The sequence below is a fragment of the Corallococcus sp. CA054B genome (genome assembly GCF_003611625.1).
GTDB lineage: Bacteria > Myxococcota > Myxococcia > Myxococcales > Myxococcaceae > Corallococcus > Corallococcus coralloides.
Genome location: NZ_RAVY01000157.1, coordinates 1 through 22,961, shown reverse-complemented (window position 1 = coordinate 22,961; position 22,961 = coordinate 1). Strand labels below are relative to the sequence as shown.

At 70.9% G+C, this 22,961-nt stretch carries 24 protein-coding genes and 1 rRNA gene; 11 read left to right on the top strand and 14 right to left on the bottom strand.

The genetic code is table 11. The annotated features are described in order from the left end of the window. On the bottom strand, positions 1-896 hold an 896-nt coding region (locus tag D7V80_RS29945), incomplete at its 3' end, for an ABC transporter substrate-binding protein (RefSeq protein WP_147447251.1). 56 nt (positions 897-952) lie between these two features. Further along, positions 953-1,597, bottom strand: coding sequence for an EcsC family protein (locus tag D7V80_RS29940; protein WP_120591400.1), 645 nt, complete (start codon positions 1,595-1,597; stop codon positions 953-955). Between the two features lie 282 nt (positions 1,598-1,879). Between D7V80_RS29940 and D7V80_RS29935 the strand changes: the two genes are divergently transcribed. Then, positions 1,880-2,113, top strand: coding sequence for a DUF4177 domain-containing protein (locus D7V80_RS29935; protein WP_014392988.1), 234 nt, complete (start codon positions 1,880-1,882; stop codon positions 2,111-2,113). Beyond that, positions 2,110-2,448, top strand: a complete 339-nt coding sequence (gene yidD / locus D7V80_RS29930; RefSeq protein WP_120591398.1) for a membrane protein insertion efficiency factor YidD — start codon at positions 2,110-2,112, stop codon at positions 2,446-2,448. The genes D7V80_RS29935 and yidD overlap by 4 nt, the downstream gene beginning before the upstream one ends. Before the next feature lie 6 nt (positions 2,449-2,454). Here the strand turns inward: yidD and D7V80_RS29925 are convergent, their stop codons facing one another. The 4 genes from D7V80_RS29925 to D7V80_RS29910 all read right to left on the bottom strand — a co-directional run bounded on the left by D7V80_RS29925 (position 2,455) and on the right by D7V80_RS29910 (position 9,064). Next, positions 2,455-4,038, bottom strand: a complete 1,584-nt coding sequence (locus tag D7V80_RS29925) for an ATP-binding protein (protein WP_120591397.1) — start codon at positions 4,036-4,038, stop codon at positions 2,455-2,457. Then, entirely contained in the window at positions 4,035-4,499 is a 465-nt protein-coding gene (locus D7V80_RS29920; RefSeq protein ID WP_120591396.1) for a response regulator, read from the bottom strand. Before D7V80_RS29920 ends, D7V80_RS29925 begins: the two co-directional genes overlap by 4 nt. Then, positions 4,496-7,915, bottom strand: a complete 3,420-nt coding sequence (locus D7V80_RS29915; protein WP_120591395.1) for a PAS domain-containing protein — start codon at positions 7,913-7,915, stop codon at positions 4,496-4,498. Before D7V80_RS29915 ends, D7V80_RS29920 begins: the two co-directional genes overlap by 4 nt. Before the next feature lie 255 nt (positions 7,916-8,170). Next, entirely contained in the window at positions 8,171-9,064 is an 894-nt protein-coding gene (locus D7V80_RS29910; RefSeq protein WP_120591394.1) for a DUF4846 domain-containing protein, read from the bottom strand. A 194-nt stretch (positions 9,065-9,258) separates the two neighbouring features. On the opposite strand from D7V80_RS29910, the gene D7V80_RS29905 reads away from it, so the two are divergent. After that, positions 9,259-9,861, top strand: a complete 603-nt coding sequence (locus tag D7V80_RS29905) for a CDP-alcohol phosphatidyltransferase family protein (RefSeq protein WP_233585828.1) — start codon at positions 9,259-9,261, stop codon at positions 9,859-9,861. Between the two features lie 10 nt (positions 9,862-9,871). On the opposite strand, the gene D7V80_RS29900 is transcribed toward D7V80_RS29905, so the two are convergent. The 4 genes from D7V80_RS29900 to glpD all read right to left on the bottom strand — a co-directional run bounded on the left by D7V80_RS29900 (position 9,872) and on the right by glpD (position 14,849). Further along, complete coding sequence (locus tag D7V80_RS29900) at positions 9,872-10,081, bottom strand: hypothetical protein (RefSeq protein WP_120591392.1); 210 nt, start codon at positions 10,079-10,081, stop codon at positions 9,872-9,874. Between the two features lie 62 nt (positions 10,082-10,143). Further along, entirely contained in the window at positions 10,144-10,875 is a 732-nt protein-coding gene (locus D7V80_RS29895) for a hypothetical protein (RefSeq protein ID WP_147447250.1), read from the bottom strand. Between the two features lie 192 nt (positions 10,876-11,067). Next, on the bottom strand, positions 11,068-12,879 hold the full coding sequence (locus D7V80_RS29890) for a S8 family serine peptidase (RefSeq protein WP_120591390.1): 1,812 nt from the start codon (positions 12,877-12,879) through the stop codon (positions 11,068-11,070). Positions 12,880-13,151: 272 nt separating this feature from the next. Continuing rightward, positions 13,152-14,849 (bottom strand): glycerol-3-phosphate dehydrogenase, encoded by a 1,698-nt coding sequence (gene glpD / locus D7V80_RS29885; RefSeq protein WP_120591389.1) that lies wholly within the window; start codon positions 14,847-14,849, stop codon positions 13,152-13,154. Positions 14,850-15,057: 208 nt separating this feature from the next. Between glpD and D7V80_RS29880 the strand changes: the two genes are divergently transcribed. From D7V80_RS29880 to D7V80_RS29865, 4 genes are all read left to right on the top strand, one after another. Then, complete coding sequence (locus D7V80_RS29880; RefSeq protein ID WP_233585826.1) at positions 15,058-15,468, top strand: hypothetical protein; 411 nt, start codon at positions 15,058-15,060, stop codon at positions 15,466-15,468. Positions 15,469-15,614: 146 nt separating this feature from the next. After that, on the top strand, positions 15,615-17,756 hold the full coding sequence (locus D7V80_RS29875) for a TonB-dependent receptor (RefSeq protein ID WP_120591388.1): 2,142 nt from the start codon (positions 15,615-15,617) through the stop codon (positions 17,754-17,756). Further along, positions 17,756-18,499 carry a hypothetical protein gene (locus D7V80_RS29870; RefSeq protein ID WP_120591387.1) on the top strand — a complete coding sequence of 248 codons (744 nt, stop codon included), beginning with the start codon at positions 17,756-17,758 and terminating at the stop codon, positions 18,497-18,499. Before D7V80_RS29875 ends, D7V80_RS29870 begins: the two co-directional genes overlap by 1 nt. Next, positions 18,499-19,326 (top strand): hypothetical protein, encoded by an 828-nt coding sequence (locus D7V80_RS29865; RefSeq protein ID WP_120591386.1) that lies wholly within the window; start codon positions 18,499-18,501, stop codon positions 19,324-19,326. The genes D7V80_RS29870 and D7V80_RS29865 overlap by 1 nt, the downstream gene beginning before the upstream one ends. Before the next feature lie 54 nt (positions 19,327-19,380). Here D7V80_RS29865 and D7V80_RS29860 read toward each other — a convergent pair whose 3' ends face one another. Further along, positions 19,381-19,572 (bottom strand): hypothetical protein, encoded by a 192-nt coding sequence (locus D7V80_RS29860; RefSeq protein ID WP_014392973.1) that lies wholly within the window; start codon positions 19,570-19,572, stop codon positions 19,381-19,383. 218 nt (positions 19,573-19,790) lie between these two features. On the opposite strand from D7V80_RS29860, the gene D7V80_RS29855 reads away from it, so the two are divergent. The 3 genes from D7V80_RS29855 (at position 19,791) to D7V80_RS29845 (ending at position 21,630) form a co-directional block, all read left to right on the top strand. Further along, positions 19,791-20,207 (top strand): hypothetical protein, encoded by a 417-nt coding sequence (locus D7V80_RS29855; protein WP_120591385.1) that lies wholly within the window; start codon positions 19,791-19,793, stop codon positions 20,205-20,207. 100 nt (positions 20,208-20,307) lie between these two features. After that, the gene (locus tag D7V80_RS29850) at positions 20,308-20,652 is read left to right on the top strand and encodes a hypothetical protein (protein WP_120591384.1); all 345 of its coding nucleotides are present in this window, start codon (positions 20,308-20,310) and stop codon (positions 20,650-20,652) included. Between the two features lie 9 nt (positions 20,653-20,661). Beyond that, positions 20,662-21,630: a tetratricopeptide repeat protein gene (locus D7V80_RS29845; RefSeq protein ID WP_120591383.1), complete on the top strand. Its 969-nt coding sequence runs from the start codon at positions 20,662-20,664 to the stop codon at positions 21,628-21,630. An 11-nt stretch (positions 21,631-21,641) separates the two neighbouring features. Here D7V80_RS29845 and D7V80_RS29840 read toward each other — a convergent pair whose 3' ends face one another. Further along, complete coding sequence (locus tag D7V80_RS29840) at positions 21,642-21,941, bottom strand: tetratricopeptide repeat protein (protein ID WP_014392969.1); 300 nt, start codon at positions 21,939-21,941, stop codon at positions 21,642-21,644. A gap of 31 nt (positions 21,942-21,972) precedes the next feature. Between D7V80_RS29840 and D7V80_RS29835 the strand changes: the two genes are divergently transcribed. Continuing rightward, entirely contained in the window at positions 21,973-22,173 is a 201-nt protein-coding gene (locus tag D7V80_RS29835) for a SlyX family protein (RefSeq protein ID WP_014392968.1), read from the top strand. Positions 22,174-22,185: 12 nt separating this feature from the next. Here the strand turns inward: D7V80_RS29835 and D7V80_RS29830 are convergent, their stop codons facing one another. Both D7V80_RS29830 and rrf read right to left on the bottom strand, forming a co-directional pair. Continuing rightward, positions 22,186-22,632, bottom strand: coding sequence for a hypothetical protein (locus tag D7V80_RS29830; protein ID WP_120591382.1), 447 nt, complete (start codon positions 22,630-22,632; stop codon positions 22,186-22,188). A gap of 203 nt (positions 22,633-22,835) precedes the next feature. Next, positions 22,836-22,952, bottom strand: a 5S ribosomal RNA gene (gene rrf, locus D7V80_RS29825). Between the last annotated feature and the right edge of the window lie 9 nt (positions 22,953-22,961).

The following is a 22,961-nucleotide window of genomic DNA, read 5'->3' as shown; positions in this document are numbered from 1 at the left end:
CACCCCGGCTGTCCATCCTTCGTCGGCAGCGGCGCGATGCCCACCTTGCCCCGGATGGGAGAGCCCTCCGCCTGCGCCTCGCTCCACGCATAGGGCCAGTTGCGCATGAACACCGCGCGGCCCTCCTGGAACACGCGCCGGGACTCCTCCTCGCCAAAGCCCGTGACCGTCTGGGGAGACAGCCCGTCCGCGATGAGCCCATGCAGGTACGCCAGCGCCTCGCGAGCAGGCTCCGTCTCCAGCAGCACGCGCCCGTCCGTCCCCAGCGACTGCCCACCGTGGCCCCAGATGGCCTCGTACACGTTGCAGGTCAGGCCCTCATATTGCCGGCCCTGCCACACATAGCCCTGGATGCCGGGCGCCTTCGCCATCGCGTCGCGGGTGAAGCGCCGCAGCTCCTCGTAGGTGCGCGGCGCGCGAGGCACCAGGTCCGTGCGGTAGTAGAGGACGCCCACGTCCACGTACCAGGGCACCGCGTACGTGCGCCCGTTCATCACGACGGCGTCCACGGGCCCGGGCAGGAACTCCTGGCGCAGGCGCTCGGGAGGAAAGTCCTCGGACAGGTCCGCCACCCAGCCCGCGCGAGCGAACTCCGGCACCCAGACGACGTCCGCCACCAGCACGTCGAAGTCCGTGGCCTTGCCCTGCAACGACGTGAGGAAGAACTGGTGCGCCAGGTCCGACGAATTCGGCAGCGCCTCCGTCACCAGCTCCACGTCCGGATTGGCGCGCTCGTACCGCGCCAGCAGCTCACGGAACGGCTTCGGGTCGCCCCACAGCGGCTGGAACTTGAAGACGATGCGAGTGCGGCCCCCGGTGCCCGCCTCCTCGGACGAGCGCCGGCAGCCCCCCACGGCGAGGCCCAGCGCGACGAAGAGGACAAGGAGGCGGCCCATGCGCCCGGATGACTCCAGCGCGAAGGCCCACCGTCAATGACAAGCCCCGCGCCCGGTCATCCAGGCGACACGGGCACCAGGGCCCCCGGTCCTGGCGCGAACAACCGCCGGGCCGTGGCCCCCACCGCGCGGCACGCGAGCGCATCCACCGCGCCGCCCACCAGCCCACCGGCCAGGGGCACCACCTTGGACAGGTTCACGACGCCCTTCTGAGACGCCTTGCTCACCAGCCGGAAGCCCACCGCGCGGTTGATGCTGCTCAGCGCCTGCATCGGCACGGCCTCCAGCGCGCGCATGCCCAGGTGCTGGCTGACTTCGATACCGGCCTGCTTCACCACTTCCTTGCCAATGTCCCCCACGATGGCCAGCAACGTGAGGGTCCGCACGCGGTCCTCCTCCACGTCGTGCCCGTGGATGCGAGCGATGGCGCCCACCAGCCGCGCCTGCACCGCCCACGACACGCCCAGGCCCGCGGGCAGCGACACCGGCAGGGTGAGCAGGCCGCCCAGCCCGGACAGGAAGCCCGTGGTGAACAGCTTCCCCGTCTCCCAGTGGATGAGCGAATCGACGCGCGCCGCGTGGTCCGCGTAGCGCGTGTCGCGCAGGTACTCGTCCGCCAGCGCCGTCGCGCTGCACAGCGGCCCCAGGCCCTCGAAGCCCGCGTCCAGCACGGCGTTCACGACTTCCAGCGGCTTCGACATGCGTCCACCTTCCACGATGAGGCCAGCCCCGCATCCTATCCCGCGGAGGTCCCCTGCTGGAGCCTGGCCGCTCCACCCCGGTCCCCCTGTCCGGCCTCCAGGCAGTCATGTGAAACCCATACGCGGCGTCCCACGCGAGCCTGCCGGTCCGTCTCAACGCCAGCCATCCCACGCATGGGGTATGGCCAAACCCACGCAATGGCGTGAAGCATGGATTCTTGCCACCCGGCCAGCCTGGGACAGCATCCGCCGTCAATCCCAGACACCCTGAAGGAGCCCTGGATGTACGAGTATCACGTGGATGCCTTTGTCCCGCCCGCCCCCGGCTGCAACGCCACCGACCCGGGCTGGAACCCCAAGCGCTGCGGCGACTTCGCGAAGTTCCTCAACAACTACGCCGCGCAGGGCTGGAAGCTGCACTCCAGCGAGTACCGCGCCGTCACCGCGACCAAGGGCTGTGGCACCGCGACGGGCTCCTGGCTGGTGTGCGTCTTCGAGCGGACGAAGCAGGAATGAACCCGGGCCCTCCGCCCTGGGAAGGCAACCCCTACTCCGCCCTCGCCCTCTTCCCCGAGGAGGCCCGCGAGCTCCAGGCCACGCCCACGCCCCAGCCCACGCGCCTGCCCTGGTGGCTCAACCCGCTGTGCCTCGTCGCGGTGGGGTTCGTCCTGCTGTACCGCCACGCGGTGCCCCACCGCTGGAAGCGGCAGTGCATCTACACGCCCACGTGCTCGATGTACGGGCTCCAGTCCCTCCAGAAGTACGGCCTCTGGCGCGGTGGCCTCCGCACCTGGGCGCGCATCCGGCGCTGCAACGACGTGCTGTTCCTCGGGGGAACCGACCTGCCCTGAGGCGCCCTACTCCGGCGCCGGAGCGGTCGGCTCCTTCGGCGGAAGCCGCGGCAGGCGCACGGTGAACACCGTGCCCTCCGCCGCGGACGACCTCGCGTCCACCGTCCCGCCGTGCGCCAGCACCAGCTGCCGCACGATGTAGAGCCCCAGCCCGATGCTGCGCTCGGAGCGCCCCACCGTCGTCCCGCGCTGGAGCGGCTCGAAGATGCGCGGGAGCATCTCCGGGGGAATGGGGTCGCCCCCGTTGCGCACGTGCACCACGACGTCGTCCGGCTCGCCCCGGCTCTCCACGCGCACCGGCGTGTCCTCCGGGCTGTACTTCAGCGCGTTGCCCAGGATGTTGGACAGCACCTGCGCCATCCGGTCGGAGTCCCACGCGCCCTGCCCATCCCCCACCTGCTCCATCTGGATGGTGCGCTCCGGGTGCGCCGTGCGCGCCTCCTCCACCACCTGCAGCATGAGCGCGTGGAAGTCACACGGCGCCGCGTGCACCGGGATGCCGCCGCCCATGCGCGCCTGCGTGAAGTCCAGCAGGTCGCGGATCATCCGCGTGGCCCGCTCCGCCGCGGACAGGACCCGCGCCGCCGCCTTCGCGTGCCACGGCTGGATGTCGTCGCGCCGGAGCATCAGCGACGCGCCGGTGAGGATGGCGCCCAGCGGGTTGCGCAGGTCATGGCTGACGATGCCAATGAGCTGCTGCTCGAACTCCACCCGCGCCTGCGCCTCGTGCACCAGCTTCTGCCGCTCCTCCTCTGCCCGCCGCCGCTCCGTGATGTCGCGCATGGCGCCCACGATGCGCCGCGCCTTCCCGTTCTCTCCGCGCAGGATGGAGCCCTGCGCCGCCACGTACGCGTACGCCCCGTCCTTGCGCAGCACGCGGTACTCGTCCTGCCACCGGTCCTCGTCCGAATCGAACGCCCGCTGCAGCCCGGCCAGCACCCGCTCACGGTCCTCGCCGTGGATGTGCCGGCGCCACCACGCCGCGTCCGCGCCCACCTCTTCCACCGGGAAGCCGAAGACCTCCTCCGTCGCGTCGCCAATCCAGTGCATCGCGTCCGTCTGGAGATCCAGGTCCCAGATGGCGTCGAAGCTCGCGTGCGCCACCAGCTGGTAGCGCTCCTCGGAGCGGCGCAGCGCCTCCTCCGTGCGCTTGCGCAGCCGCACCCCTTCCGCCTCGCGCAGCGCCCGCCGCACGCTGGGGCCCAGCCGCTCCAGCCGGTCCTTCAGCACGTAGTCCGTGGCGCCGCGCTTGAGCAGCTCGATGGCGCGGTCCTCTCCCAGCGCGCCGGACACGAAGAGGAACGGCGTGTCCGGACACACGGCCTTCGCCGCCTCCAGCGCGCTCATCCCGTCGAAGCCCGGCACGTTGTAGTCCGACAGGATGAGGTCGAACCTCCCCTTCTCCAGCGCCGCGACGAAGGCCGCCCGCCCCTGCACGCACTCCAGCGTCGAAGGCAGCCCGCCCTCCTCCAGCTGCGCGGCCACCAGCTGCGCGTCCAGCGGGCTGTCCTCCAGCAAGAGGATGCACAGGGGCCGCTCCGCCGATGGCAGAGTCGTCAGGTCCAGCGCGGCGCCGCCGCGAGCGCTCACTTCAAGGCTCCGGACGCGCCAGGGGAGCCCGGCGGCGGCTGGTTCACCACCGCCCAGAACAACCCCAGCTCACGCAGCGCGGACACGAAGTCCGGGAAGGCCACCGGCTTCACCACGTAGGCATTCACGCCCAGCCCGTAGCTGCGCGCCAGGTCCCGCTCCTCGCGCGACGAGGTGAGCATCACCACCGGCACCGCCTTCAGCTCCGGGGCGCCCTTCACCTTCTCCAGCACCTCCAGCCCGTCCACCTTCGGCAGCTTCAGGTCCAGCAGCACCACCGCCGGGTGGCCGTCCTGCCGGTTCGCGTACTCGCCCTTGCGGAAGAGGTAGTCCAGCGCCTGCTGCCCGTCGCGCACCACCACGACCTCGTTGGCCAGGTGCACCTCTTCCAGCGCCGCCAGCGTCAGCGCCACGTCGTTGGCGCTGTCTTCCACCAGGAGGATCCGCTTCAGCTCGATCACGCGTGCGTCTCGACTTTCTTCTCCAGCGGAGAAGCCCGGGGCAGGGTGAAGGTGAAGGTCGCGCCCTGCCCCACGGCGCCCTCCGCCCAGGTCCGTCCTCCATGGCGCGACACGATGCGCCGCACGTTCGCGAGCCCGATACCGGTGCCCTCGAACTCCTCGGCCGTGTGCAGGCGCTGGAAGACGCCAAACAGCTTGTCCACGTACTGCATCTCGAAGCCCACGCCGTTGTCGCGCACCCACACCGCGACCTCGGTCTCCGTCTCCCGGGCCCCCACCTCGATGAGGGCCTCCGGCTTGGGACGGGTATACTTCAGCGCGTTCGCCAACAGGTTGTGGATGACCTGCCGCAGGAGCGCCGGGTCACCCTCCACCGTGGGCAGGCTTCCCACCTGCCACGCCACCTGCCGTCCGGTGGACTCCGGCATCAGGTCGCGCCGGGCCTCCTCCACCAGCTGGCCCATATCCACCCGCGACTGGCGCATCTCCGCCCGGCCCATGCGGCTGAACGCGAGCAGGTCGTCCACCAGCGTGCCGCCCTGCTTCGCCGCGCCCGCGATGGTGGAGAGGTAGCCGCGTGACACGTCGTCCAGCTTCGCGCCTGCCCGCCGCTCCAGCAACTGCGCGAAGCCGGTGATGTGACGCAGCGGCGCGCGCAGGTCGTGCGACACGGAGTAGCTGAAGGACTCCAGCTCCTTGTTCGCCTCCTGCAGCTGGGCGGTGCGCTCGCGCACGCGCTTCTCCAGGCCCGTGTTGAGGTGGCGGATCTCCTCCTCCGCCTGCTTCAGGCTCTCCAGCGTGCGTCGCTCGTCGTCGATGTCCGTGTTGGTGCCGAACCAGCGGACGATGCGCCCCTCGCCGTCCCGCACGGGCATGGCGCGCGACAGGAACCAGCGGTAGCTGCCGTCCGCGCGGCGCAGGCGGAACTGGTCCTCCCACAGCGCGCCTTCGCGCAGGGCCGCGGTGAAGTGCTCCATCACGCGCCAGGTGTCCTCCGGGTCCAAGAGCTCGTTCCAGTCCTTCTCCCCCACCTGCGAGGGCGTCGTCCCGGTGTAGTCGTACCAGCGCTGGTTGAACCAGAACATGCGCCCATCCGGCTCCGCCATCCACGCCAGCTGCGGGATGGAGTCCGCCAGCGTGCGGAACTGCTGCTCGCGCTCCTTCAGCTCCGCGGCCAGCGCCTCGATGCGCCGGCGCGCCAGCACCTGCTCCGTGACCTCCCAGGACACGGACACGATGCCGTCCACCTTGCCCTCGGCGTTGAGCAGCGGCTGGAAGGTGAGGTTGAAGTAGCCCTCGGGCGCCTCCTGCCCCACGTCGCGGACCAGGCGCATGGGCACCTCGTGGCCGCGGTAGGTCTCGCCGGTGCGGTAGACATGCTCCAGCTGAGCCACCTGCCCCTGGTCCTTGAGCTCCGGCAGCGCCTGACGCACGGGCAGCCCCAGCAGCGGCCGGGAGCCGGTGAGCTTCAGGCGCAGGTCGTTGGCCATCTCGAAGATGAGCTCCGGTCCGCGCAGCACGGTGATGGCGGCGGGCAGCTGCTTGAGCACCGCGAACAGGTTGCGCCGCTCCGCCTGCGCCGTCTCGTACAGGCGCGCGTTCTCCAGCGCCACGCTGGCCATCTGCGCCAGCTGCACGGCGATGGTCTCGTCCTCCGCGTCGAAGTCGCCCTCCAGCTTGTCGGACACCTGCAGCAGGCCCAGGTTGCGGCCGTCGTGGCCCACCAGCGGCACCGCGAGGAAGCCCTTCAGGGGCAGCGCGGGCGGCGGCGCGGGCGGCGCTTCGGCGTAGTCCGCGTGCTGGCGCAGCTCCTCGCGCGTCAGGCGCAGCGGCCGGTTCTCCTGGCACACCCGGGCGAAGAGGCCGCGCTCGTCCACGGCCACCTGGGCGGCGTCGGGCGCCAGCGGATCATGATCCACCGCGGACAGCGAGGCGAGCGGCGGAGCATCCCGGCCGTCCGCCACCTGAACGAAGGACTGGTTCGCGCCAATCAGCTTGCGCGCCTTGAGCGTCACCAGTTCCAGGATGGCCGGCACGCTGCCCGCCGCGTTGAGCGCCAGGCTCGCGCGCGACAGGCCGCGGAGCTGCTCGGTGCGGCGCAGCTCGCCCGCCATCAGCCGGGCCCGCTCCGCGTCGGCGCGCTTGCGCGCGGTGATGTCCTGCACGGTGCCCACGAAGCGCACCGGCTTGTCGTCCTGGAAGTGCGTGCGGCCCGTGGCGCGCACCCAGCGCTCCACGCCGTCCTTCAAGCCCACGGTGCGGTAGGCCACGTCGTAGTCGCCCCTGCCGGTGGGGTCCCAGCTGAGCGCGATCGCGCGCTGCACGGCCTCGCGGTCCTCCGGGTGCAGGCCCGCGAGGAACTTGTCGTAGGACGACTCCGAGTCGGGCGGCAGGCCGAAGAGCGCCTTGCAGCGCGCGTCCCACTTGAGCTCGCCCGTGACCACGTCCATGTCGAAGGTGCCCAGCTGGGTGGCCGTCAGCGCCAGGCGCAGGCGCTGCTCGCTGTCCACCAGCGCGGCCTGCTGCTTTCGCAGGTCCAGCGTGAGCGCCTCCGTGTGCCGGCGCGAGCGCACGAACTCCGTCACGTCGGTGGCCAGGGTGATGATGCCGGACGCGGTGCCGTCCACCTCCACCATCGGGTGGTAGATGACGTTGAAGAAGACGGAGTCCGGCTGGCCGTCGCGCACCAGCTTCACCTCGAACTCCGGCCGCACGAAGGGCTGCTTCGTGCGCACCACCCCGCGCAGGACCTCCAGCACCTCCGGCTGCGAGGCCATCTCCGGGAACACGTCCAACATCGTCTGGCCCGGCGTCACCCGCCGGCCCACCAGCAGCTCGTAGTAGGGGTTCGCCAGCTCGAAGACGAAGTCCGGCCCGCGCGTGATGGAGATGCCCACCGGGGCCTGCATGAAGAACGCGTGCAGCCGCTCGCGGTGGACGGCCTCCAGGGCGTGGCGCTCGCGCTCGCGCAGCGACTCCTCGCGCAGCTGCACGGCTTCGCGCGCCAGGTACAGCTCCACGAACATGGACACCTTCGCCAGGAGGATTTCAGGCCGCAGCGGCTTGCGCAGGTAGTCCACCGCGCCGTGCGCGTACGCCGCCAGCCACTCCTTCTCGTCGCCGTCGCCCGCGGTCATCAGCAGCACGGGCGTGCGCCGGCTGCGCTCGCGCTCACGCAAGAGGCCCAGCACCTCCACGCCCGTCATGTCGCCCAGGTTCATGTCCATCAGGACGGCGGCGAAGTCCTCGTCCAGCACCCGCCGCAGGGCCTCGCGTCCGGAGGTGGCGCGCACCAGCCGCTGCCCCAGGGGCGTGAGGATGCCCTCCAGCGCCAGGAGGTGCCCGGGCGTGTCGTCGACGATGAGGATGCTGGCCCTGGGGGAAGACGTGGGCACGGCTGCGGCGGCGGAGGACATGGTGGAGGCTCGGGGAACGAACTCCTCTTCCCTTTAGGCTGGCAGGCGCGCGGCGGGGGACGGGCCCGGCTTCGGTGTGTGCCCGTTGACGGCAGGACAACACTCCACGCCGCAACCTGCCTCCTCCCCCCGGTCGATTCCAGCAGAACCCTTGAGCGCCCTCCGTTTAGTGCCTCCCCGTCCGCTGGGAGACGCAACGGGAGGGCGCCCGCCCCCCAGGCCGCACCTCGTTGGTGTTTCAGGTTTCCAGCCCGATCAGGGCGAGGGCAGCCGGCGCAGGGACGTCATGGGGAAGGGCGCCCAGAACGGCGTCGCCACGCTCTCCCCTTCCAGCGGGAACCAGGGCCCGTCCCTTCCCGCCAGGACGTGGAAGTCCTGCGCGGGGGTGAAGCCCTGGCCCATGAGCGCCACCCGCTCCCCCTTCGCGTTGGTGGCCACGTCCAGCACGAGCACCGTGTGGCCGGGGCTGCCGCCCAGGACGAAGAAGTCCCCGGGGCGCAGCTGCTCCCGCGTGGGTCGCGCGCCTTCCGCCTGGATCGACAGGGTGCCCGCGTAGGTGAAGAGCAGGTTCAGGTAGTTCCGGAAGGCCGCCCGCGAGCTGTCCGCCGCCGCGCTCCCCGGCACCCACGTCACCTTCGAGCCGGAGACGCGCGCCCGCTCCCCGGCCGCGTACCGGGGCCAGGACGCCAGGTGGCCGCTGGTGAAGCGGTAGGCGATGCGCTCCGACTGACCGGACGCCCAGCGCCACTCCGCGTGAAGACGCAGGATGGAGTCCGCGCACTGCTGGAGGTTCGCGGTGCCCACGTCCAGCTCCCCCACCGCCGCCAGCCGGGAGTCGGAGGCCGCCAGCACGGTCTTCCCCTGGAAGTCGCGCACGGGGGAGCCCTCCGGGCGCAGGGGCAGGCCGCGCAGCCAGGCGCCGAAGGAGCCCGCCTCCAGGGCCACGCGCGAGTAGCCCTCCGGGGGCGCGAAGGTCTCCTCCAGCGAGCGCACCCGGGCGGAGGCCGGCAGCCACGGGTAGCGCTTCTGCTCCTCGGCCGTGGGGGCGCGAGTCGCGACCTTCGCCCGTCCGGCCGCTTCACAGCTCGCCAGGGGCAGCGCGACGGTGAGCAGGGTGGCCAGTGCCAGCAGGGGGCGGAAGGGTCCCATCGAGCTCAAAGGGCGGACTCCAGGAGGACAAGAGGCCGCGGAAAATCCCGGGCCATGCCCTGGGACACCGCACGTGGGCCGCGGGGTCCTTCCGTTGGACGTGGATCCACGAGGGCGCCAGAGGAGTTCTTCGCTGGACGCTCGCCATGGCGGGCAGGTGCGCCCCGGGGACCGAGCACTACCTTTTGAAAGCCATGCACCGTCGGGCAAGCCTCGTGCTGCTCAATACGCTGTCCCTGTCGCGACTGCCGCTCGCCGCGGTGTTCATCGCGGTGTCGGACCTGCGCATGAGGGCCTTCCTGGTGGTGCTGGCCGCGGCGACGGACTTCCTGGACGGCTGGATTGCCCGGCACCGGGGACTGGCCACGCGCCTGGGCGCGCTCATCGACCCGGTGGCGGACCGCGCCTTCATGGTGACGGCCTTCATCGTGTGTCTGCTGGACGGGCTCATCGACCCCGTGGAGCTGACGCTGCTGCTCCTGCGGGACGTCGGCACGGCCATCGGCTTCATCGTCGCCAGGGTGCGGCCGGACATGCGGGCCATCGAGCTCAAGGCGCGGATGCTGGGCAAGGTCGTCACGACGTTGCAACTCGCGGTGTTGCTGTGCGTCCTGCTCTACCCACCGCTGGTGCGGCCGCTCGTGGCGCTCGTCGCGCTGCTGTCGCTGGCGTCGGTGGTGGACTACACGCGGGCGGTGTGGCGGCAGCGTCAGAGCCGGGAACTGCCGCCGTCCCGGCCGTCCTCGCGCGTTCCCCATGGGCCCACGAGTGCGCCCATGGGGTCCGTGCGGGAGTGACGTGAGCGCCTCACGCGGGCACGGCGCGCGTGTCCACGGACAAGGCCAACCGGGCGCGTTCGCGCTCCATGGCGGCGCGCTCGCCGTCGGACAGGGCGTCCCAAACCTCGTCCATCGTGTCGAGCAGCGCATCCGCTTCGGGTGAATCCCCGCCGGGCGCGCGGGCGCGGACGAGGGCCAACTTGTGCAACAGGGTTCGGTATCGGTCGTAGACCGTCATGGTGGAAACCTCCGTCCGGGAGACGCGGACGGGGCCATGCGGCTGACGGAAGGGGCCTTGGGCTACCGGCGGCGTTGCCTCTCGGCGTCGCGGCGGGCCTCGGCGCCGGTCAGCACGGCGATCTCCCGCGTGTGGCTCCGGCCCACCAGGTTCACGGTGGCGCGCACGCGCTCGCCCTCCTTGAGCTCCGTCACGCCAATGTCCTCACCGTCGCGGACGATGCGCGTCTGGGTGCTGATCTCCAGCGGCAGGCGCGTGCCCTCGTTGTCGATGACGACCTCCTTGTCGGACACCGAGCGCACCTTTCCCCGGTAGATGGCATCCACCACCGCGACGCCCTGCTGGGCGCCCGGAGCAGGAGGCTTCGCCGTGGCGGGAGCCCCGGTGCCCGTGTTGCCCGTGCCGCCCGTGCCGCCCGTGTTCGTCTCCGGGCCCGGGTTGGGCGGAGTCGTCTGCCCCTCCGGGTTCGGCTCCGCGCTGGGGCTGTTCGGATCCGACGCCGGGATGTCCCCGCTCCCTCCGGTGCCCTGCGCGGGCGCGTTGGCGGGAGCCGTCCCAGCGGAGGCCTGCGTGTTCGTCCCGGAGCCGCCCGTCCCTGGCTGCTGCTGGGGCGTCGTCGCCTGAGCTGGCGGCGTGGCCGCGGGAGCCTGCGGCGTGATTACCCGCGAGCTTGGGGGAACGGGGGTCTCCTCGGACGCGGCGTCATTCTCCATCCCGCCGGATTGAGTCCCGGCGCACATCAGCAGGCAGGCCAGACCCGCGATCCCCAATCCCAGCCAGGTGTCTCGCCTCATGCGCCGCGCGCCTCCCTTCTTGGGAAGGTGCACGCGCACGCGGCGCGAACCACCGGCCCGGAGGCCTGGCGGTCGCCTGTCCGTCCGGACTGCCAACCCACGACCCGGCGCCTGCCCGGAAGAAAAGGAAACGCCCCCGGTCCCACGAAGGGACACGGGGGCGTCAGGCCCACGGGCGCGAAGTCGCCGCCGCTACGGCAGCGGAAGCGGACCGCCGCACTGGGGCAGCGATTGCGCCAGCTTCACGGCCTCGGCCGCCTGCACCAGGCCGTAGCCGTACTTCACGTCCTTGCCCGGCGTCGCCTTGTCGTCCTTCGCCGTCTTCTCGATGACGTCGCGCACCTGCGCGGCGCTCAGGCCCCGACAGGCGCTGAACACCAGCGCGGCGACGCCCGACACATGCGGGGTGGCCATGGAGGTGCCCGACTCGCGCTGGTAGTCCAGGCCGGTGATGGACACCGTCACATCCTGGCCCATCATCTTCTTGAGGGACGCGCCGGCCGCCATGGACACCGACACCGTGGGCACCCAGTGCGAGTTCGCGGAGCCCAGCGTGAAGGTGCCCTCCCCGTCGTCCTCCACGTTGTTGCCGATGATGACCGCGCGGGCGCCGGCCTGGATGACGTTGCGCGCCTTCTCCTCGAAGAACAGGTCGCCGCGGTCCACGTAGGCGACGAAGCCGTCGCAGGTGGCGGACTCACCGCACGCCGCGCGGTCCGCGCCCAGGCCGCAGTTGACCAGCCGGCCCGTGTACGTGCCCTGCGCGGTGTGCGTGAGCGGCGACGAGGCGATGGGCGACGACGCCGCGCTCACCGAGGACAGCGACGCCGCCCCCTGCACCGTGGCGCTCAGCACGTTCACGCCCGGCCCCACCACGGACAGCTCCTGGCCGAACTGCGAGAAGGGCGCGTACTCGCCCTGCATGTCCACCGCGCCCACCGCCATCACGGACGGCAGGTACGCGGCCGGATACGCGATGCCGAGCTTGCCGTCGTTGCCGCTGGCCGCGATGGACAGCATGCCGTTGCCGTCCTCCCAGACCTTCTCGAACATGGTCTGCTCGGTCTCGGACGGGTCCGGCGCGCCCAATGACAGCGAGGCAACGCGCGCCCCCTGCGCATGGCACCACTCCACCGCCGCGATGACGTCGTCCGTGCGGCCGCCACCGTCCGTGTCCAGCACGCGCGCGACGAGCAGCGACGCGCCCGGCGCCACGCCCACCACGCCGTTCGGCTCATCCCCGGGCGCCACGCGCGCGCCGGAGCCCGCGCCGAACTGCGCCAGGATGGTCGCGGCCACGTGCGTGCCGTGGCCGCCGCCCACCGTCACCACGCCCTGGGACTCGCTCTGGTCGGACGGGTCCTCGTCCTTGTCGACGAAGTCCTTGCCCATGAGGAACGCCGCCTTCAGCTCCGGGTGCTTGCTGTCCCAGCCGCTGTCGATGACGCACACCTTCACGCCCTCGCCCGTGGGCGCGCCGGGGTCGATGACGCCGTCGTTGTTCGCGTCCCACACCTGCGGGGCCTGGATCAGCTTCAGCCCCTCCGTGTACTCGCCCACCGAACCCTGCGTGGTGTACGCGCCCTGCCACGACGCCAGCGGCGGGGGCGTGGGCAGGCCCAGCGCGCGCACGCGGCGGTTGGGCGTCACGGAGACCACGTCCGGGCGGAGCTTCAGCGCGGCGATGGCCTCCGGCGACAGCCGGGCGGACACCACGTTCATGTTCGGGATGCGGCGCATCACCGTGCCGCCCTCGCGCTCCACGGCCGACGCGATGTCCGCCGACGCGGCCAGCGCGCTCGCGGTCACCTTCGGCTTGTAGGTGATGATGACGCCGTCCGCCGCCGTGTCCGTGCTCAGCGGGGAGACCCCCGGCTTCGGCAGCGACACCTCCGCGGTGCCAGGACACGCCTGGGGCAGGACGTCGATGGGTTCAGGGTCAGTGCCACAGCCGCTCGCCACCAGTCCGGACAACCCGAGCCCAAGCCAAAGCCAACGCTTCATGGGGTGTATCTCCTTCGCCCGGCCAACGTGGATTACCGCGCCGTGACCCGCCGCCCCCGGAAAGGGGGCCGGGAAGAACGGGCCAACCCTGCTTCCCGTTCCCACGACGATTTAAGCATGGACGTAGGACGACTGCTCGGGCGGCTGTCGTGCGCCTGACGGCCATCCGGTGCCAGTCCAACGTGAGGCCCTCAACGCTGATGAGGGGCGCCTCGTTCGCGGAAGGACCTCCGGCCCGGCATGACGCACCGGGCCCGGGCTCCCAGCAGGGCTCAGGCGTCGGAAGGATCCACGCCGAAGATGCGCTGGGCATCCACCGCGTAGGCCGCCAGCTGACGCTCGGTCTCCGCAGCGTCCCAGCCCAGGCGTGGCGCCATCACCTCGGCGGCGCGGACGGCGGCGGCGCGGCCCTGGTCGCGCGTCTCGAACGCGACCTTGAGGCGGCGGATGAGCAGGTCCGCCAGCGTCTGGACCATCTCATGGGACACACCCCAGGCGGCCTCGGCGCGGCGGTAGGGCAGGCCCTCCACGAGCGGCTCGGCCAGTTCGGGCGACTCTCGAGTGAGCGCCCACACCGCGTGCCAGCGGCTGCCGTACGCGCGCACCAGGTGCTCGCCCGTGGCCGCATCCCCCACCTCCTGCCTGGCCGCCGCGAGCTCCGCGTCCAGCTTGAGGATGTCGCCGCCCGGCAGGGGCTGCTCGTGGGTGACGGGCTTCTTGTGCGGGAGGGACAGGTGGCGCTCCACGGCGTTGACCACGTCGCGGGCCATGACCCGGAAGGTGGTGAGCTTGCCGCCGCTGATGGCCAGCACGCCGGACGGGCTCACGTCGATGGAGTGCTCGCGGCTGGCGCTGCCCGCGTCGCGGTTGCCGTGATAGCCGCTCGCCGCGAGCGGGCGGATGCCAGCCCAGGCGCTGACCATGTCCTCGCGGGTGAGGTTCGCCTCGGGGAAGAACGCATTGGCGGAGGAGAGCAGGTAGGCCACGTCCGCCTCGCTCGCGCGCACCTCGGCCGGATGGGCGCGGGTGGCGGTCTCCGTCGTGCCAATGAGGGTGAACGCATCCGCGGGCAGGATGAACATCACGCGGCCATCCACGGGCGACAGGAGCGTGAGCGCATCCCCGATGTTCAGCCGCGAGCGGGGCACGGCGATGTGCACGCCCTTGCTGCCGCGCACCGCGGGCCCCGTGCGCTCCTGCTGCGAATCCAGCCGGCGGATCTCATCGCTCCAGGGCCCGGTCGCGTTGACCACGGCGCGCGCGCGCGCGGTGTGCTCCAGGCCGGTGAGGTGATCCACCACCACCGCGCCCTTCACCTTGCCGTCCTCCAGCACCAGCCGCTTCACGGAGGCGTGGTTGAGCACCACCGCGCCGGCCTCGCTCGCGCCCAGCGCGTTGGCCAGCGTGAGGCGCGCGTCGTCGGTGGCCGCGTCGTAGTAGCGGGCACCGCCCTTGAGCCCCTCGGAGCGGATGCCGGGCTCGGCCTCCACCACCTGCTTGAGTGACAGGCGCTGATACGCCTTCACGTTCCGGAACAGGGACAGGGCGTCGTACAGCATCAGGCCCGCGTTGAGCTTCCAGCGCGGCACGCGAGCCCCTTCGTAGACGGGCCAGACGAAGGCCAGCGGGCGCACCAGGTGGGGCGCCAGGTGGAGCAGGCGGCGCCGCTCGATGCTCGACTCGAAGACGAGCCCCAGGTGGCCATGCTCCAGGTAGCGCAGGCCGCCGTGGATGAGGCGCGACGAGCGGCTGGACGTCCCGCTGGCGAAGTCCTCGCGCTCCACCAGGGCCACCTTCAGGCCCCGCAGCGCCGCGTCCCGAGCAGCACCCGCCCCCGTCACCCCGCCGCCGATGACGAGCAGGTCGAACGACTCACTCCCCAGCGCACGCAGACGGTCGGCGCGCGAGGGCGGGGCAGGAACCTCCGTGGAGGCAGGCAGGGAACGCAGCGCGGCGGATTCGGAACGCACGTGACGAGTCTATGACGGGAAGTCTGTGGCCGCAGCGGATTCCGCTGCAATGCGTCAAGCGGTCCACGGGGTCATGGGACTGGGCGGCAAGGAACTGTCGCGCAGCGAGCGGCGGAGGCCGCCTTGCGTGTCGGAGGGAGGACGGATAGGCAGGCAGCCGCCTCACCTCCCCCGTCCTGGACGCTCCGCCGCCGCCCCCCGAACCGCTGTGTGGGATACCCGAGACCGACGAGACCTGGCGTTCCTGGGACTGTGGGTCCTGGTGTACGGGCTCGCGGTCGCGCCGGTGCTGCACGCGGTGGTGGGACACGGTGGAGGCCTGGGACGCCACGAGCACGGCGCCACCACCCACGTCCACCGCACCCAGGGTGCCTGTGACGCAACGAAGGCCGGGTGCCCGAAGGAGTCCGAGCCGGGCACGCCGGGCGGAGCGAAGCAGGGCCACGGTCACCAGCACCTGACGGGCTCGGTGGAGCACCTGCTGGCGGTGGCGGCGAGCTGGACCGTGTTCGTGCCGCCGAAGTTGCGCTGGATGTCCTGGCGGGTGGAGCCGGAGCGAAGCCCGGAGTGGTCGCCGGGCCAGCGATTGCGGTCCGCGGCGATGCCGCAGGGCCCCTAGGCCCCTTCGAGCCTCCGGAAGGGTGACTCGCGAGCATGCGGACCGTCTGGCCCAGGCCAGCCACGGGCCTGCGTGAGCGTGCGCCCTGAATCCGTCTGTCTTTCAACCCGCACGCCCCGGAGCGCGTCCCCACGCGAGCCGGGGACGTGCCGTCGTCTCCTCGTGCCTTCTTCACCGTGCCCATGTTGCTCATCGCGTTCACCACGCTCTCGACGTGTCTTGCCTCGGCCGTGCCCGCCCCACAGGAAGGGCCGGAAGCCACCGGCCACGAGGTGACAGAAGCCACGCCGCAACAGCAGCAACCCGAACCACAACAGCCCACGGACGCCGCCGGGAAGCAGCGCTCCACGGTGGTGCGAGGCACGCGTCCGGCCCAGAGCGCCGCCGAGGTCACCCTCGGCCGGGACATCCTCGACACGGCACCGCGCATGAATGCGACGGACGTGCTCCGGGTCGTCCCGGGCCTGGTGGCCTCGCAGCACAGCGGCGAGGGCAAGGCGCAGCAGCTCTTCCTCCGAGGCTTCGACGCGCTCCACGGCCAGGACGTGGAGCTGAACGTCGGCGGCCTGCCGGTGAACGAGGTGAGCCACATCCACGCGCTCGGCTACGCGGACACCAACTTCATCATCCCGGAGCTCGTCCAAGCGCTGGAGGTGACAGAGGGCTCCTACCGGGCGTTCCAGGGGGACTTCGCGGTCGCGGGAACGGTGCGCATGGACCTGGGCGCGCGTGAAAGGGGCGTGGAGTTCGCGGGCACGCTGGGCCAGTTCAACCTGCGCCGGCTCGTCGTGACGGTCCGCCCGGGCGAGGACCCCGGCACCTTCGCGGCGGCGGAGCTCAGTGAGAGCGACGGCTTCGGCCCCCAGCGAGGCTACGGCCGGGCCACCGTGCTCGCCCAGGCGAACCTGGACCTGGGCCACGGCCTGAGCGCGCGAATCCTGGGAGGCAGCTACGTCACGCGCTTCGACTCCCCCGGAGTGGTGCGAGAGGACGACCTCGAAGCCGGGCGCCGCACCTTCTACTCGGGCTCCTTCGACCGTCAGGGAGGCACGGTCTCCAGGCACCAGCTCCTCATCGGCGTGGACCTCCCGCGCGAGGGCACCGCCCGCACGCGCCTGGAGGCCTTCGGAATCCTCTCGGACCTGCGCCTGCGCAACAACTTCACGGGCTACCGGGTGGACGACCGGGGCGACGGCCTGGAGCAGACCCACGACGGCACCACGCTCGGCCTGCGCGCCGAGCACCGCCGCCAGGTCACCCTCTTCGACCGCCCCGTCGCGCTGGAGCTGGGCCTGGGAGCAAGGCGCGACGGCCTCCACCAGACGCAACGCCGTTACCGGGAGACGGACGGCACCTTCTTCGCGGATGAAGTGGACGCGGACCTCACCCAGACGGACGTCTGGGGTTACGCCGAAGCCAGGCTCCCGCTGGGCCGCTGGGCCTTCCGGCTGGGAGGCCGCGCGGACGCGCTGGGCGTGGAGGTCTTCGACGCGCTCGCCTTCCGGGACCCGCGCTACTACGACGGGCAGGGCTACTCGCGCAGCGCCTTCGGGGTGCACTGGGGCGCGAAGGCCGGCGTCGAGTACGCGCTCACGGACACCTGGGCCCTCTTCGCCAGCTACGGAGATGGCTTCCGTTCGCCACAGGCGCGAAGCCTCGCGGAAGGAGAGCAGGCGCCCTTCGTGAACGTGCACGGAGCGGAGCTGGGCACACGGAAGGACGGAGAACGCCTGTCCTTCCAGGCAAGCGTCTTCGGCTCGCAGGTGGCCAACGACTTCTTCTTCGACCACACGGTGGGCACCACCGTCTTCACGGGAGAGACGCTGCGCACGGGCATCTCCGCGTCCCTGCAGGCGCGTCCACTCGAAGGCGTCACGGCCGCGCTGAGCGCCACGGTGGCGAACGCGACGGTGACGAAGACGGACGCGAAGCTCCCCTACTTCGCGCCGCTGGTCGCCCGAGCGGACATCGGCTGGGAGAAGCCGCTGCCCGGCATCGACTCCCTGCTGTCGCTGGGCACGGGCCTCACGCTCATCGGGCCCAGGCCCCTGCCCTACGGCGAATACAGCCACACCGTGTTCCTCGCGGACGTGCAGGCCGCGCTGCGGCGGGGAGCGCTCGCGCTGCGGCTCGACGTGAAGAACCTGCTCAACACGCGATGGCGCGACGGCGAGTTCGTCTACAGCTCGCGCTTCGACCCCACCGCCCAGCCGAGCCTCGTTCCAGCCAGACATTTCACCGCGGGGGCACCACGCGTGGCCTCGCTCACCCTGGAGGTCCACCTGTGATGAACCCGATTGCACTGGCCTTGATCGTGGCCTTGATGAGCCTGGGCTGCGGCGGCAAGACGGAAGCAGAGCGCCGCACCTTCGCCGTGACGATGACGGCGACGGCGCCCACGGCCCCCAACGAGTACGGCTGGACGGTGACGCCCGAAGCCGCACAACTCTCCGTGGGTTCGGTGCGCTTCTTCGAGGGCCGAGTCCTGCTGTCCCGCTTCGACTGGTACTCGCTCATCGGAGGCACCGCGAACGCGCACCCCGGCCACTACGTCCCGGGTGACGCCTTGGGCGAGGTGTTGAACACCCAGACGGTGGACCTGCTCGCGGGCGGCAACCTGGGCGACGCCAACGCCGTCACCGGCTCGTACGGCTCACTGGAGCTGACGCTCGTGACGCCCACGGCGGCCACGGACGCGCAGAACGTCCTCAAAGGCCACCAGGCCCACGTGCGAGGCACCGCGACCCACACGTCCGGAGCCACGGTGCGCTTCGACGCGGTGGTGGACCTGCCCAAGGCCATCGAAGGCGTGCGCTTCGAGCGCGACCTCCAGCAGGAGGCCGGCTTCGTGCGCATCGCGGTGGACCTGGGGAAATGGATGGACCGCATCGACTTCGCCACCGCGTCGCTTCCGGACGCGGCTGGCGTTTCCACCTTCCCCGCCGGAAGCCAGGCCCAGAACGGGCTGGTGCGCGGCGTGGAAGACACCAGCGCCTACGTCGTGACGTGGGTGGAAGGAGCAGCGCAGTGATGAAGAATTGGCTGATGGGTGTGTCGTGTCTGGGCCTCGTCGCCTGCTCGTCGGGTCAGGGCAACGTGACGTTCACCACATACGGAGAGGACTTCATCGAGAAGGAGATCCCCGCCAGCGCCTTCGAGGACGGCTGGACGGTGAAGTACACGAAGTTCCTCGTGAAGCTGAGCGAGGTGAAGGTCGCCAACCGCGAGGGAGAGACCGCCGCCGAGCAGACGGCCGCGAAGGTGTACGACGTGCACCGTCCGGGACCGGTGGACGTGGCGAAGTTCAGCGACCTGGCCGCCGAGGACTGGGACGAGGTGAGCTACGCCATCGCCCCCGCCACGAACGCCACCGCCGGCAACGCGGACGCGGAGGACGTGACGCGGATGAACACCGAAGGCTGGTCCGTCTACGTCGAGGGCACGGCCACCAAGGGCGCGGTGACCAAGCGCTTCCACTGGGGCTTCGCCACCGACACCCTCTACGAGCACTGCGAGAGCGAGGACATCGGCAGCGGCGTCACGGTGCCCAAGGGCGGCACGGAGACGGTGCAGCTCACCATCCACGGCGACCACCTCTTCTTCGACGACCTCCAGTCGCCGGACGCGAAGATGCGCTTCGACGCCATCGCCGCGGCGGACAGCACGGGCATCGTGGGCCCGGACGGCGAAATCACCCTGGATGAACTGGGCCTGGTGAACCTGACGTCGCTGCCCTCGGGCCAGTACGGCACGGGAGGCGCGGGCAGCGTGCGGACGCTGCGCGACTTCGTGACGGCGCTTGTGCGCACCGTGGGCCACTACCGCGGCGAAGGCGAGTGCTCGCCGCGCGTCCGCTAGGACAACGCCCCGGAGGGGCCGGCCCGAACACGCGGCCGGCCTCTCCCGTTTCACTCAGCGCTTCGAGGAATCGTCCCCGCCCGTCGTGCCACCGCCGTGCGACGGCATGTGGGACGGCGGGTTCGGAGGACGGTTCGGGTTCATCTGGTTGGAGCGGTTGTCCTGGGCGGACTTGTGCTCCGGGCGCTCGGGGTTCTTCGTATTGGAGCGCTGATCATTCGGATTCGGGTTCTTGTGCTTGCTCATCGTTCGGCGTCCTCCGTGTGTCCGGACATGGGCGCCCGGACGGAAGGCACGGTAGGGAGACGCCTCCGGGAAGCGCAGGGGCCCAGCAGGCGCTGCACAGTGTCCGGCACCGGTCGCCAGGGCCATCCTCCCCGGATTGGGAGTGCTCGCCGCGCTCTCCTCCGGATGCCGGGGACGAGGCGAATGCCTACTCCTTGACCTCGGGGGAGGTGCGGCGAGTGAAGACGGTGACCTACGAGCGCAGTGGCCAGATGAACACTGGAGCGCAGGCGCTGCGAGTGGAAGGACTCAAGCACCTGCGCGTCCTGGAACAGGGCGAACCGGTGGTGGAGCGGGACCTGACGCCGGAGGAGATCCGCCGGCTGGCCCCATTGCTGGAACCCCTGCAGTGGGAGCCTGAACCCGCCACGCTCGCACCCCAGGCAGGAGGCCCGGACATCCTGGCGGTGACCCTGGCCTTCGAGGACGAGGAGACACCCCGCTTGAGACTCGCCACCGAACGGCTGCCCGCGAGGGGAGGCGGATATGATCGCCTGCTCGCGGAGCTGGACGCGCTGCTGTCAGCGGAGCTCCACGCACGAGCCCCACGCCACGCCCACGCCGTCCTGCCGCACCAGCTTCGTCACGATGAATGACGGAGGCCGCACGGTCCGTGAGAGCCGCGTCGGCCAGGGCACAGCAGGGGAGCAGCCGGGGCCGGTTGCCCCGAAGGCCCGGTTCTGACAGACAAGAAGCATGAAGCGCGTGCAGTTCTCCGTGCACCGCACGGTCGGAGAGGCGCGGATGCTGGCGGGAGCCCTGGAATCGGCCGGGCTCTCGGTCGACGTCCGCGGCGAGTCCCTGGTCCCGCTGAGCGGCGAGATTCCCAGCACCGAGGCCTGGGTGGAGCTGTGGCTGTGGCCGCAGGAACTGGAGGCCGGGCGTCAGGTCCTCGCGGAGCTCCAGGCTAACCAGGAAGCCGCCAACCGTTCGGTGACCTGTCCACGCTGTGGTGAGGAGAACCCCGCCAATTTCGAGCTCTGCTGGAGCTGCGAGCTGGAACTGCCGTCGGGGCTGCGCCCGCACCTCCGAGCCGTTTAAAAACGCCCCATGAGCGACCCATCGAACGAACCGGGGGAGCGGAGCGGCCGGCGCCGGGACCAGGGTCTCCGGGGCGTCCTCTGGGTCTGCGGAGCGGCGCTCGCCATCCACGTCATCCCCCTGTTCCTGCCCCGCGACATGCCTGAGCAGGAACTGGCCATCGCGAGGGCCACGGAGAGCGTGGAAGGCCGTCTGCGGTTCCTGGTGCCCCTGAAGCACAACGACAAGGCGACGGCGGCGGACCTGCGCGAAGCAGCCGAGCTCCTGCGCGAAGGAGCTCCCGCGGAAGCACACGACCTGGTCCTGGAAGCCGAGCGGAGGGACCCGAACGCTCTGGAGACCCAGCTCCTGCTCGCGCGCATCTGCGACCGGGAGCGGATGTCCCGCTGTGTGGACCAGTCACTCGACAAGGCGAGGAAGCTCGCGCCGGCGGACCCACGGGCGGAGCTGCTCCGGGCGGACCTGAGCGAGGGGAAGGGCGACGTCGAGGGCGCCACGGAGGCCCTGTCCCAGGCCTACAGCCGCGCACCAGGCGATCCCCTCATCGGCATGCGCTACGGCCGGCTGCTCAGCCGGATGGGCAGGCCCGAGGACGCCCTGAAGGTCTTCACCGCCCTGGAGGGCAAGGTCCCCCCGGCCCGACTCCTGGTGGAACAGGGGCTGGTGCTCAGCAAGGAAGGCCGGAGCCGCGAAGCCGTGGGGCTCTTGCAGCAGGCGGTGCAGAAGGACCCGAAGCTCGCGGAAGGCCACTTCCAGTTGGGCATCGCCTGGTTCCAGTTGGGAAATGAGACCGCCGCGGAGGCAGCCCTACGTCAGGCGGACCGTCTGGACGTGTCCGACACACGGGCGCTGGCCACCCTCTGCACCCTCCAGGTGAAGGCAGGGAAGCTCGAGGGAGCACGCCTGACGCGCACGGACCTGGAGCGGCGCTTCCCGCAGCGGATGGACGCCATCCGGGAACAATGCCGGCTGCCCTGAGCTGAGCTTGGTCAGCGGGGCTCCTGCCCTCGAATCTGGCGAAGCATCCGCGCCGAGGCGATGACTGGCGCGTCCACGGACCCATCCGCCCGTTCGGTGCGCACCACCGCCTGGAGGAAGGGGATTGCCTCTTCATCCCGGCCCTGCTGGAAGAGCAACTCCCCCAGCGCGAACCGTGCCTGGGTGAGGAGGACCAGGTCCTCCGCCGCCACGGCCGCATCGATGGCGTCACTCAGCGCGGACTCCGCCAGCTCGGGTTGTCCGCGTCCCAGCAGCTCGCGGGCGCGCTGCAGATGTTCAAGGGTATTCATGGGGCACGGTCCCCGAGCGGAGAAGACGGCAATGGAAGACAAGCGCCTGGTCGAGCTGGAAATCCGCTACACGCAGCAGCAGGAGCTGCTGCAGGAGCTGAGTGACGTGCTCTACCAGCAAGGGCGCGTCATCGACGCGCTCCGGGCGGAGCTGGACCAGCTCAAGCGCAAGCTGGACGCCGAGCCGGGCCTGGTGGACGCCCGGCAGCAGGAGCGTCCACCGCACTACTGATGAGGCAAGGCCTCAGAACTTGTAGCCCAGCCGCAGGCCGATGATGGGATTCGGATCGAGGTAGCCCACCTCGATGCCGATGCTCGCGGCCTTGCCCTGGAGGCCAAAGCCAAACGCCGCATGGGCCTTGAAGGTGTCACCCTTGAACATGATCCACGGGCCGGCGAGCCCCTCGATGTAGACGTTCCGACCCACCGTCGCACGAAGCGAGATGTCCAACGGAACGCCAATGATGTTGCCGTCCGTGACGAGCACCGCGCCGAACCGGGCCCCCACGAAGAGTGGACCCGCGACATGCCCTTCAACGCCCAGCGTGAAGTTGAACGCGGCGCTGGTGTCCACCCAGTAATCCGCGCCCACGCCCAGGCGGACGCCGGACTGCTGCGCCTTGGATTCCGAGGGCGCCAGCAGAAGCCCCAGCGCGAACAGACCAGCGGCGTAGATTCGAAGCAGATGCATGCGAGAGGCTCCTGTCCAGAGAGGGGGGAAGGAGCGCCACTCAAGCAAAAGCAGCCAGGGTCAGGCCAGCCTCAAAGCCAGGCGGCTGTACGTTCGCATCCCGCCGGATCAATCCACGAAGAAGCGTGCGCCTGAGGCCCGTGCCACAAGCCCGCAAAGACAAAGCCCCCGGCGCCTTGCGGCACCAGGGGCTTTCAAAAAGAATCCGGCAGCGACCTACTCTCCCACGCGGTTTCCCGCGGAGTACCATCGGCTCTGGAGGGCTTAACTTCCGTGTTCGGGATGGGAACGGGTGTGACCCCTCCGACATTGCCACCGGAAAAACGAAT

Coding starts and splice junctions, on each gene's coding strand:
- D7V80_RS29940 (WP_120591400.1), bottom strand. CDS start 1,597: ATGTCGAAGCCGCTGGAAGTCGTGAACGCCGTGCTGGACGCGGGCTTC.
- D7V80_RS29935 (WP_014392988.1), top strand. CDS start 1,880: ATGTACGAGTATCACGTGGATGCCTTTGTCCCGCCCGCCCCCGGCTGC.
- yidD (WP_120591398.1), top strand. CDS start 2,110: ATGAACCCGGGCCCTCCGCCCTGGGAAGGCAACCCCTACTCCGCCCTC.
- D7V80_RS29915 (WP_120591395.1), bottom strand. CDS start 7,915: ATGTCCTCCGCCGCCGCAGCCGTGCCCACGTCTTCCCCCAGGGCCAGC.
- D7V80_RS29910 (WP_120591394.1), bottom strand. CDS start 9,064: ATGGGACCCTTCCGCCCCCTGCTGGCACTGGCCACCCTGCTCACCGTC.
- D7V80_RS29905 (WP_233585828.1), top strand. CDS start 9,259: ATGCACCGTCGGGCAAGCCTCGTGCTGCTCAATACGCTGTCCCTGTCG.
- D7V80_RS29900 (WP_120591392.1), bottom strand. CDS start 10,081: ATGACGGTCTACGACCGATACCGAACCCTGTTGCACAAGTTGGCCCTC.
- D7V80_RS29895 (WP_147447250.1), bottom strand. CDS start 10,875: ATGAGGCGAGACACCTGGCTGGGATTGGGGATCGCGGGTCTGGCCTGC.
- D7V80_RS29890 (WP_120591390.1), bottom strand. CDS start 12,879: ATGAAGCGTTGGCTTTGGCTTGGGCTCGGGTTGTCCGGACTGGTGGCG.
- D7V80_RS29870 (WP_120591387.1), top strand. CDS start 17,756: ATGAACCCGATTGCACTGGCCTTGATCGTGGCCTTGATGAGCCTGGGC.
- D7V80_RS29865 (WP_120591386.1), top strand. CDS start 18,499: ATGAAGAATTGGCTGATGGGTGTGTCGTGTCTGGGCCTCGTCGCCTGC.
- D7V80_RS29860 (WP_014392973.1), bottom strand. CDS start 19,572: ATGAGCAAGCACAAGAACCCGAATCCGAATGATCAGCGCTCCAATACG.
- D7V80_RS29850 (WP_120591384.1), top strand. CDS start 20,308: ATGAAGCGCGTGCAGTTCTCCGTGCACCGCACGGTCGGAGAGGCGCGG.
- D7V80_RS29845 (WP_120591383.1), top strand. CDS start 20,662: ATGAGCGACCCATCGAACGAACCGGGGGAGCGGAGCGGCCGGCGCCGG.
- D7V80_RS29840 (WP_014392969.1), bottom strand. CDS start 21,941: ATGAATACCCTTGAACATCTGCAGCGCGCCCGCGAGCTGCTGGGACGC.
- D7V80_RS29835 (WP_014392968.1), top strand. CDS start 21,973: ATGGAAGACAAGCGCCTGGTCGAGCTGGAAATCCGCTACACGCAGCAG.
- D7V80_RS29830 (WP_120591382.1), bottom strand. CDS start 22,632: ATGCATCTGCTTCGAATCTACGCCGCTGGTCTGTTCGCGCTGGGGCTT.